Genomic DNA, 9,925 nt, shown 5'->3' with positions numbered 1-9,925 from the left:
CTCAGTTCTGATTTGGACTGCGATCGCTTGGATTATCTTCGACGAACAGCGTTGCACGCTGGCCTTCCATACGGGGGCGTCGATGTAAACTATTTGGTCGACAATATCACATTGGACGATGAAGAAACGCCTTGCGTTCGAGCAAAGGCTGTAGGTCCTGCCGACCATTTTTTGATGTCTCGTTCCTATGACTATGCGCAACTGCCATTTGATAAAGCTGTTGTTGGTTTCGAAGAGGCACTGAAAATAGTGTTAACTTCGATGCATAAGGACGGGGCGCTCGACTTGCGTCGGGCAACTCTTGTTGAAAAAATCGCCAATCGAGAATGGCAATACTTTGACGACCAGCGTCTTTATGAGCGCATGCGTGAATATAAGGCGTCGATTTCAGAAAATTCAGAAAAGGCGAATGTTCTCTTATATCTTAGGTGCATATTTGAGCGCAGGGCCCCAAAATTGGTATATTCATCGGAATATATTAGTGGCGAGGAAAAAAGCCACGCCGATGAGTTCTCGAACAAAATCACCTCGGTGCGTGAGGTGGCGCAGAAGGTGTTTTCTGAGTTTGGTCTTCCCGATGAAAGGTGGTTTATTTGGGACACCACATTCCGCTTGATGAAAGGAAAGGAGTCGGGACAACGAATTAGAGTTGAGCGCGATTCTGACGGCAAACGAGTGGGGGTCGACATCGACGAGGATTTGGGAACCTTAACTTCTAAATTTCATGCCGCTGTAAAACGGCACATCCGAGTCTACGCGTGCCTTATTGATGAGGTCGAGCCGAAGATATTGCGTGACAAGATGCGCGCGCGAATTGATTCCGAATTGCAGCCTTGAAGAATATTGGTGCCCCAGCGGTCGTAGAAAGCGCCATTGCGTAACTGCGTATCTAGTTGGGCAGGCGCTTGACGTAATTGCACATCCTAGCTGGCTATTTGAGCCTAAGTCATCGCCTTCTCACGTTAAATAGTTTTACACGGAGCGATTCGCCGGTTGGACTGTTCGAAGCGCCGAAAATTCGAAGGATCGGCTCAGTTTACTACCACCGACAACGTGTCCAGCTACATCTCTCGTTGGTGTTTGCCCTCGTCTCTGAGCCTTGGCCGACCACTCGAGCGTAGCTCCCGTGGACTTCTCTTCTGAAACCTCTCCACTGGAGAGACTTCGCCGCTATGCGGGTTAGTGACTGGATGGTGCTGGCAACCACCTGATGTCCTCCAGGCCTTCGCCGGGGTGACAATCTGCGTGCGTTAGCCGTGTGGTGACAAGTTAATCCACTTCCCCCGACAACGTATCCAGCTCCATCTCCCGCAGTCGCTTGACCTCGTCGCGCAGTCTCGCCGCCTTCTCGAACTCCAGGTTCGTCGCGGCTTCGCGCATCTCGCGTTCGAGGTCCTTGATGACCGTCGCGAGGTTGTCGCCGGTGACGACCTTCTCCTTGCCGTCCTTGCCTTTTCCGATGCTGACCGTGACGTGGTCTTTTTCATAGACGCTGTCGACGATGTCGTTGATGCGGGCTTTGACGCTCTGGGGCGTGATGCCGTGTTCGACGTTGTAGGCGATCTGCTTTTCGCGGCGGCGGGTGGTTTCGGCGAGGGCCCGCTCCATGGAGCCGGTTTCCTTGTCGGCATAGAGGATCACGCGGCCATCGACGTTACGCGCGGCGCGACCGATGGTCTGGATGAGACTGGTTTCGGAGCGGAGGAAGCCTTCCTTGTCGGCGTCGAGAATGGCGACGAGGCCGCATTCTGGGATGTCGAGGCCTTCGCGCAGGAGGTTGATGCCCACCAGCACGTCGAAGGCGCCGAGGCGGAGATCCCTGATGATCTCGATGCGCTCGATGGTGTCGACATCGGAGTGCATGTAGCGCACGCGAATACCCTGCTCGTGCATGTATTCGGTGAGGTCTTCGGCCATCTTCTTGGTGAGCACCGTGCAGAGGGTGCGGTAGCCCTTGTTGATGGTCTGGCGGATCTCGTCGATGACGTCGTCCACCTGATGGGTGGCGGGGCGGATTTCGACGGGGGGATCGATGAGGCCGGTGGGGCGGATGACCTGTTCGGCAAAGACGCCGCCGGCCTGTTCCATTTCCCATGAGCCGGGGGTCGCCGAGACATAGACCGATTGCGGGCGCATGGCGTTCCACTCCTCAAAGCGGAGGGGGCGGTTGTCCATGCAGCTTGGCAGGCGGAAGCCGTATTCGGCGAGGGTCGCCTTGCGGCGAAGGTCGCCGCGATACATGGCGCCGAGCTGGCCGATGGTGACGTGGGATTCGTCGACGAAGACGAGGGCATTATCGGGCAGGTATTCGAAGAGGGTCGGAGGTGGCTCGCCGGGGCGGCGGCCGGAGAAGTAGCGCGAATAGTTTTCGATGCCGGCGCAGGAGCCGGTGGCTTCCATCATTTCGAGATCGAAGAGGGTGCGCTGTTCGAGGCGCTGGGCTTCGAGGAAGCGGCCGCCGCCGTTGAGTTCCTGGAGGCGTGCGGCGAGTTCGTCGCGGATCATCTTGATGGCGCCGGTGGTGGTGGCGCGGGGGGTGACGTGGTGCGAGTTCGCATAGATGCGGATGAACTTGCGCTCGCCGATGGTTTTTCCGGTCAGCGGATCGAATTCGACGATCTTTTCGATCTGATTGCCGAAGAGGGAAACGCGCCAGGCGGCGTCTTCATAGTGGGACGGGAAGATTTCGACGGTGTCGCCGCGGACGCGGAAGGTGCCGCGGGTGAAGGACTGCTCGTTGCGCTTGTATTGCAGGGCGACGAGCTTTTGCAGCATTTCGCGCTGGTCGATGCTCTCGCCCTGGTGCACGTCGATGATCATGGCGGAATAGCCTTCCACCGAGCCGATGCCGTAAATGCACGACACCGAGGCGACGATGATGACGTCGTCGCGCTCCATCAGCGCCCGCGTCGCCGAGTGGCGCATGCGGTCGATCTGCTCGTTGATGGTGGATTCCTTCTCGATATAGGTGTCCGTGCGCGGAACGTAGGCTTCCGGCTGGTAGTAGTCGTAGTAGGACACGAAATATTCGACGGCGTTTTCCGGGAAGAAGTGCTTGAACTCGCCATAGAGCTGGGCGGCGAGGGTCTTGTTGGGCGCAAGGATCAGCGCCGGGCGCTGGGTGCGCATGATGGTCTGGGCGACGGTGAAGGTCTTGCCCGAGCCAGTGACGCCGAGGAGGACCTGGTCGGTCTCGCCGTTGGAAATGCCTTCGACGATGTCGGCAATAGCGGTGGGCTGGTCGCCGGCGGGGGTGTAGTCGGTCTGGAGCTTGAAGGCGCGGCCGCCTTCGAGCTTTTCGGGGCGCTCGGGACGGTGGGGCACCCAGGGAGAGGAGCCTTCCACTTCCTTGCGACCGTGAAGAATGATCTGTTCGAGCGCCTTCACCGTGGCGGTGATGCCGACGGTGGTGGCGTTTTCGAGGGACTCGCCTTTTCGGGCCTTGTTCTTCTTTACCGAGGCGTCGAGGGCTTCGCGGAGCTTGGCCTGGGCTTCGGGGTCGGCAGCGGCGGCGCGGGAGATGTCGCGTGCGGTGACGGCCTTGCTCGGCATGTGGTTGAAGCCAGCTTGCGGGGCTTCGCCCATGCCGTCGAAGTCGACGCGGTCGACGGAATTGATCTTGGTCTTGCCGGCCTTGGCCGCCATGCCGGTGGCCGTGTCGTGGCTCGACTTGGTGGTGCGGCGCTTTTCGAGGGCGGTTTTGGGAGCAGCAGCTTCCTTCTCGGCCGCATCGGCGCGGTCGAGGGCGCGCTTGTTCTTCATGCGCTCGGCATAAAGCGGCTTGGACGCCTGAATGTCCTCGGCCTTTTCGATCTCGGCGAAGAACTCGTCGATGGAAAATTCGGCTTTGCCGGGGCGAGTCGTCTTGGGGGCCATGGCGCGGGCTCTTCTTCAGCAGAACAGGTGGGGCAGGAGAACCCTAAGATGGGTGTCCTGTCACGCAATGTCAGCAGGGAAACGAAGAGCAGCCATTAACATGTTGTGAACGGAAAGGGAACGGGCCTCAGGCCGCGTTGGCGGTGGCATCGGGCTTGGCGTCGGCATCGTCTGCGGGGGCAGGTTCCTCCACGATGCCATTGATGCGCGCAAAGCCGCGTTTCAGGGCAGCGAAAATTTCCGGGTCAATGGCCGTGCCGACGCCGCGTTCCATGGTTTCGAAGGCGATGGGGACCGACATGGCCTTGCGATAGGGCCGGTCGGCGGTAAGGGCGTCGAAAATATCGGCGGCCGTGACGATGCGGGTGTCGCGGTCGATCTCGGCAGCCCCGATGCCGAAGGGGTAACCCTTGCGGTCGAGCCGCTCATGGTGGTCGCCGGCGATGCGGGCCATGGAGCGGAAGGCGCTGATCTTGGAGAGAATGATGCGGCCGAGCTGCGAGTGGCTGCGGACCTGCTCCCATTCGTCTTCGTCGAGCGGACCATTCTTGTCGAGGACGGAATTGGAAACGCCGAGCTTGCCGATATCGTGGAGAAGGGCGGCGCGCTTGAGCCAGCGGCGGTGTTCGGCATCGCAGCCAAGCTCTTCGGCGATGAGATCAGCAAAGAGGGAAACGCGATCGCTGTGTCCAGCGGTGAAGGGGCTTTTTGCGTCGACCACCTGGGCGAAGCCGGCGGCGATGTCGTCGAGATAGTCTTCATCGACCGAGCGCACGAGGGTTTGCGGTTCGAGATCGGCAACGCGATCGGGCAGATCATTGGCGAGGAGGGGAAGCCAGAAGAAGGCGTCGCTTTCCAGGGTGGAGACGATGGAGACCAGTTCCGGATCGAACCAGCGACCGGAGCGGCTCTTCACTTCGGCGACTGCGGCGGGTGCGCCGCCACGCATGAAGAAGACGTCGACCACCTGTGAGATCAGGGCGATGCGGGCGAAGAGGGAGATGTCGCGGCCGCGGCGCTGCAGCGGTTGGCCGGAGCCATCCCAGTGTTCGTCGAGATCGAGGATGCCGTGGGCGACGGCCTCAGAGAAATGCATGTTGCGCACGATATCGGCGCCGCGCTGGCAGCGCGTCTCGATCAGTTCGCGGGCGATTTCGCCGCTGCTGCGCGCGACGTTGATCATGGTCTGCAGGCGTTCAACGAAGCCGGATTTCCGTGCCGTGTTGGCGAGCAGAAACCGCAGGACCTCGGGAAGCTTGTTGTCGATGAGCTTGTAGGAGCCTTTGAAACTCAGGTCGTCGGCGAGGTAGAGCTTGCAGATGCGAGCGGCGTTGGAGCTGCAGCCGATGTCCTTGAGGAGAAGCGTGTAATAGAGGTCGGACAGGGATGCTTCGGACAGGCCCAGCCGCTTGCCGATGTGCATGCCGATCCAGCAGCAACGCAGGCTATGACCAATCGGCTGGCCCTCGGTGAGGTCCAGGGCGTAGCTGAGCGCTCCCACGACTTCCGAGAGATGGACGACGTCCTTCATGCCTATGACCCCCTTATTTATGAGGGATCATAGGGGGCAATGTTTAAGCAAAACCCTGATGTCGCGGGGTATTGGGGCCGTTGAGACGAGCCGTAGGACGCAAAAATGACTGAAGGTTAACAAACCTCGGCTTTGTGATTGCGCGCGACGGAACGGAGCGGGGTCGCTGGCGGTTTCTGAGGGACATGAAAGGAGAAAGACCATGGATCACAGCCATCACGTACGCCTTTCCAGCACAGAGCTTGTTCCGGCACTGCTTGAAGGCGCGACCATTTACGGTGTCGATGACGAAAAGGTCGGCACTGTCGATCACATCGACGGCGTTGGCATGGACAGCACGGCGGTTGTCGATGTCGGCGGATTTCTCGGGATCGGCGCCAAACCCGTTGCGCTGCCGTTACATGAACTGGACTTCATGCGCGACGAAGGCGGTGAGATACATGCCATGACATCGTGGACGAAGGACGAGCTGAAAGAGCTGCCGGAACATCCGCGGCACTAGGCAAGTATAGTCGATGAAATGAAGGCCCGGCATGACCGGGCCTTTTGTTTGCGTGGTTCCTCGGCTTCAGTTTGGGGCTGACACCCCGAAACGGTGACGGTTGCAGGCCAGGAGCAGGGGCTAAACTGGTACGCGATGCTCATTTACTGTTCCCCCATGTATTGTGGTCCGGCGCGCATAATGCTGGTGATTTGACAAGCTTGGGGTTTCTTCTAGCTTTCCGGGCTTGCTTCCGAGGGACGCGGATGACGGACTGGTTGTTTACGAGCGGACGACATAGCCATGTCGCGGATTTCAATGAGCGGGAGCGGTTGAGCTTTCGATATGGGGCGGCCAAGGCCTATCTGGAGGAGACCCAGGTATTGCCGGGTCTCTGGCTCTATCGAAGCGAGGCTACGCCCGATTGCCAGTTCAACATCGAGGTTGAGGCCGGGGAGCCGAGCCGTGGCCGGCTTATTCTCGGCGCCATCCTGACGAGCCGGGGCGTTGCAAGCCTTGAAGGGTGTGGCGACGAAACGTGGCGCGAGGACGGGCGGGCCTATGTGATGACGCCGGTCGAGCGGCGCGCCCGCTACGAGATCGACGCGCAGCGGGGCTGGCGGGCGGTATCGTTGCGGCTTGAGCCGGAAGCGATGGAGCTGGTGGGCGGGGATTCCAATCTGCCGGAGCTGTTCAGGGAGACGCTGGACCGGGGCAAGGACGATGTCCTAGGCATGGCGACCTTGCCGGCGAAATTGCGTCTTGTGGCGCAGGAGCTGCTGCGGCCAGCCTTTCGCGGACCGATGAACCATATCTTCCGGCAGGCCAAGGCGCTGGAATTCCTGGCGCATCAGTTCAGTGTGCTCGAGCGCTCTAACCGGGACGACGAGACCCTGCCGCCGCGCGATCTGGCGAAGGTGCGCATGGCGCATGACCGGTTGTTGTTCGACCTGCGGCAGCCGCCCGATCTCGATGCGCTGGCGAGGGATGTCGGTCTTTCGCCCAAGCGGCTCAATCGCGGCTTCCGCCAACTCTATGGCACGACGGTCTTCGCGTTTTTGCGCGATGCCCGGCTCGATGCGGCGCGCGATGCCTTGAACGAGGGAACGCCGCTGCCGCTCAAGCAACTGGCCTGGGAACTTGGCTATGCGCAGGTCAGCAATTTCGTGACGGCCTTTCGTCGACGCTTCGGCGTGACGCCGGGCGCGTGGAAGCGGGGCGAGGAAGAGGTCTGAGCCGTTATGCATTACGGCAATGGTTTTGATCGCAAGGCGCTCGCGTTGAGCTGAAGAAATCAGTCCCCTAATTGCCAAAGCCGGTTCGCAAGGACCGGCTTTTTGCTTCTGGGAGAGATTCATGGCGGTGCGCGCTTTTGGGACACGGAAACGGCAGGTCAGGGGCCGGTGGCTGCTGGCAGGGGCGCTGATGGCAACCACGGCGCTGGTCATGGTTCCGAAGGCGGAGGCGCAGGACCGGATTGACTATTTTCCGCACACGCCGGGACTTGTGGACGGCTATCGCATCTGGGCCATGAGCGGCAATGGTGCCTATGTGGCCGGTGCAGCGCTGAACCCCGGCCCGGGTATTTTTCGGGCGGCGCGATGGGATGCGAGCGGCAATGTGCTCGATCTTGGCAGCGATATCGGCGCGAGTTCCTATGTCACGGGGCTGTCGTTCGATGGTGGCGTGGCTGTTGGGCATTCGTTCTTCAATCTGGCGCCAGGGGCGTTCCGATGGACGGAGAGTGGCGGGCTGGAATATATCGGCTCGCTCGGTGGCAGCCGAAGCTGGGCCTATGATGTGTCGAGCGACGGGAATGTCATTGCGGGCCTCGCGCGGCGCAGCGACTTCCGGGACCGTGGCTATGTCTGGATAAAGGACGCGACGACTGGCGTTGTCTCGAATCCGCAAATGCACGAATTGCCTACCGTCAGCGGCACAATCAGCTCCATCGGCATAGGCGGCATTTCTGGAGACGCGCGCTATGTCACGGCGTACGAGGTGGATGGCCTAAGCGTATGGCGAGCATATCGCTACGATGTCAGTGACATAGAAAACGGTGCCGTGACGCACATCGACATAGGCTCGTTGGGTGGCGGGACGATCAATCCGGAAGATATTTCAGACGATGGCAAGGTGATCGTCGGCTATGCCGACCAGGCGTTGGCGGACGGCGGCCATTCGCGAGCCTTTCGGTGGGTGGAAGGCAGCACCGGCGGCTATGGCGGCGGTGCGCTGCACGACCTTGGGACGCTTGGTGGCGACAGTAGCTGGGCCTCGGCGGTTTCCGGCGATGGTGCTGTTGTCGTGGGCAGTGCAGAGACGGCCAGCGCAGAATACATCGCTTACCGCTGGGCGGAGGACACCGAAATGATTTCCGTGGCCGATTGGCTGCGGGCCGCAGGCGTTGCGGTGGACGTGACCCTGGCGGAGGCCAGCGCGACGAACCAGGACGGCAGCGTCGTGGCCGGCAGCATGTGGAACGCCGATGGGGAGCGCGTGCCCTATATCGCTCGGGTGGCGGCTAGACAGGGGCCTGGGCCCAATCCCGCTCCGGGAAGCGGCCTGATGGATGTCGCCGAGTACAATGCCACGCTCTATGGCGCGGCGGGTATCGCCAATGCGGGTGAATTTCTCACCTGGTTGCCGATGAATGGGGCGCATCACCGGCCGCTGATGCTGACGCCGAGCCTGTCGGGTGACATGTGCGCCTGGGCGACGGGAGATTTTGCCCACCACGGCCAGAGCGGGGCGAACCTGGCGCTGGCCGAGGCTGGCGCTTGCGTCGATCTGGCGGGCGGATCGGTGCGGCTTGGCGGGGCGGTGGGTACCACGGCTTCGTGGCAGGCGCTGTCGCTGGGCGGGGCGGCGAACATGGTTGGCCAATATGTGCTGGGCGAAATGGACTGGCAGCCGGATGGTACGCCGCTGCTGCTGTCGGTCACCGGCATGCTCGGCGGTTGGCAAGCCAAGATCGACCGCGCCTATTCCAATGGCGCGGCGACGGCGGTGTCGAGCGGGCAGACCAATGCGACGGGCGGCGTGGTGCGGGTGCGGGCGGACTGGCTGGAAGCGGCCAAGGTCGGCAATACCAGCATCAATCCATGGGCTTCGGTGGCTTTTGGGGCCTTGCATGTGGATGGGTACAGCGAAAGCGGCGGGCCGTTTCCGGCGCGATTTGCGGCGCAGAATCTTGGGCATACGGACATTCGCGTTGGTGTGACGGCGGTGACCGAGTTTTCGAGCCAGACGAAGTTGAGCACGACGCTGGAATTGGCGCATCGCACCGGGACGGCGGCGTCCGCGGTGGGGCAGGTGGATGGGTTGTTCGCCTTCTCGCTAGGCGGCGGGACTTATGGGCAGACCTGGGGCCGGTTGGGGCTGGAGCTCGATCACAAGATCAATGATGCGGTGGCGTTGTCAGGGTCGGTGCACCTGGCGACGAATGGGCGCGATCCGAGCGTGGCCCTTTCGGCCGGCATCAAGGGAGCGTTCTGATGAGGTTTGGGATTTTGCTGGCAGCAAGCCTGCTGATGGTGACGCCGGCCATGGCATTGACGGCTGATGAGGCCGAGGCCGTCGTGACTGTGGTGGAGCAACTGGCGGCGGAAACGGGCGAGGGGATGGTCGCTGATGCGGCCGAGATCTTCTTTGATTACGACGCGCTGAGCGGCAATCTGATCCCGGCGGCGGGGTTTGATCGGGCGAGCTGGGTGGTCGCTTACGATGCGGTGGCGAGCGGCTATATGGCCGTTATCCCGCAGGATCAGTTTGACGCGATCTTTGAAGAGCCCTTGGCGATGCTCGAAGGTTCGGCGCTGCCGGACGATCAGAAGGCGATGATGCGCGAGCATGTGGAAGGGCTGATCGCCGAGGCACGGGCGACGCGGGAACAGGGTGCTGTTCATGCCGAGGCGGTGCGGCCGCTGGAAGGACGGCTCCATGCGCTGTTCTTTGGAGAATTCGGAGAGTAGCGGCCTCTCTGGATGTGGGCCGCCACGCAGAATGCTGCGGGCGGCCCTTTTGCCTATTCAGCG

General features: G+C 61.3%; 7 protein-coding genes. 5 read left to right on the top strand and 2 right to left on the bottom strand.

Annotated features, from left to right (window positions below; genetic code table 11):
• Positions 1 to 837: hypothetical protein (locus ABW043_RS11400; RefSeq protein WP_353921325.1), on the top strand; the 837-nt coding region annotated here is incomplete at its 5' end.
• A 432-nt stretch (positions 838 to 1,269) separates the two neighbouring features.
• Here ABW043_RS11400 and uvrB read toward each other — a convergent pair.
• Together uvrB and ABW043_RS11390 are read right to left on the bottom strand one after the other, a co-directional pair.
• Positions 1,270 to 3,645 carry an excinuclease ABC subunit UvrB gene (gene uvrB, locus ABW043_RS11395; protein WP_353921326.1) on the bottom strand — a complete coding sequence of 792 codons (2,376 nt, stop codon included), beginning with the start codon at positions 3,643 to 3,645 and terminating at the stop codon, positions 1,270 to 1,272.
• A gap of 358 nt (positions 3,646 to 4,003) precedes the next feature.
• Positions 4,004 to 5,407 carry an HD-GYP domain-containing protein gene (locus ABW043_RS11390; protein WP_353921324.1) on the bottom strand — a complete coding sequence of 468 codons (1,404 nt, stop codon included), beginning with the start codon at positions 5,405 to 5,407 and terminating at the stop codon, positions 4,004 to 4,006.
• 202 nt (positions 5,408 to 5,609) lie between these two features.
• Between ABW043_RS11390 and ABW043_RS11385 the strand changes: the two genes are divergently transcribed.
• From ABW043_RS11385 to ABW043_RS11370, 4 genes are all read left to right on the top strand, one after another.
• The gene (locus ABW043_RS11385; RefSeq protein ID WP_353921323.1) at positions 5,610 to 5,909 is read left to right on the top strand and encodes a PRC-barrel domain-containing protein; all 300 of its coding nucleotides are present in this window, start codon (positions 5,610 to 5,612) and stop codon (positions 5,907 to 5,909) included.
• Positions 5,910 to 6,154: 245 nt separating this feature from the next.
• Positions 6,155 to 7,123: an AraC family transcriptional regulator gene (locus ABW043_RS11380; RefSeq protein ID WP_353921322.1), complete on the top strand. Its 969-nt coding sequence runs from the start codon at positions 6,155 to 6,157 to the stop codon at positions 7,121 to 7,123.
• A gap of 121 nt (positions 7,124 to 7,244) precedes the next feature.
• On the top strand, positions 7,245 to 9,386 hold the full coding sequence (locus ABW043_RS11375) for an autotransporter domain-containing protein (RefSeq protein ID WP_353921321.1): 2,142 nt from the start codon (positions 7,245 to 7,247) through the stop codon (positions 9,384 to 9,386).
• Positions 9,386 to 9,862, top strand: coding sequence for a hypothetical protein (locus ABW043_RS11370; RefSeq protein ID WP_353921320.1), 477 nt, complete (start codon positions 9,386 to 9,388; stop codon positions 9,860 to 9,862). The genes ABW043_RS11375 and ABW043_RS11370 overlap by 1 nt, the downstream gene beginning before the upstream one ends.
• The last annotated feature ends 63 nt before the right edge of the window (positions 9,863 to 9,925 follow it).

This window comes from Devosia sp. (assembly GCF_040509215.1).
Lineage (GTDB): Bacteria > Pseudomonadota > Alphaproteobacteria > Rhizobiales > Devosiaceae > Devosia.
Note: the sequence above shows the minus strand (reverse complement) of the source record. Positions and strands in the feature narration are given on the sequence as shown.

Coding starts and splice junctions, on each gene's coding strand:
- uvrB (WP_353921326.1), bottom strand. CDS start 3,645: ATGGCGGCCAAGGCCGGCAAGACCAAGATCAATTCCGTCGACCGCGTC.
- ABW043_RS11390 (WP_353921324.1), bottom strand. CDS start 5,407: ATGAAGGACGTCGTCCATCTCTCGGAAGTCGTGGGAGCGCTCAGCTAC.
- ABW043_RS11385 (WP_353921323.1), top strand. CDS start 5,610: ATGGATCACAGCCATCACGTACGCCTTTCCAGCACAGAGCTTGTTCCG.
- ABW043_RS11380 (WP_353921322.1), top strand. CDS start 6,155: ATGACGGACTGGTTGTTTACGAGCGGACGACATAGCCATGTCGCGGAT.
- ABW043_RS11375 (WP_353921321.1), top strand. CDS start 7,245: ATGGCGGTGCGCGCTTTTGGGACACGGAAACGGCAGGTCAGGGGCCGG.
- ABW043_RS11370 (WP_353921320.1), top strand. CDS start 9,386: ATGAGGTTTGGGATTTTGCTGGCAGCAAGCCTGCTGATGGTGACGCCG.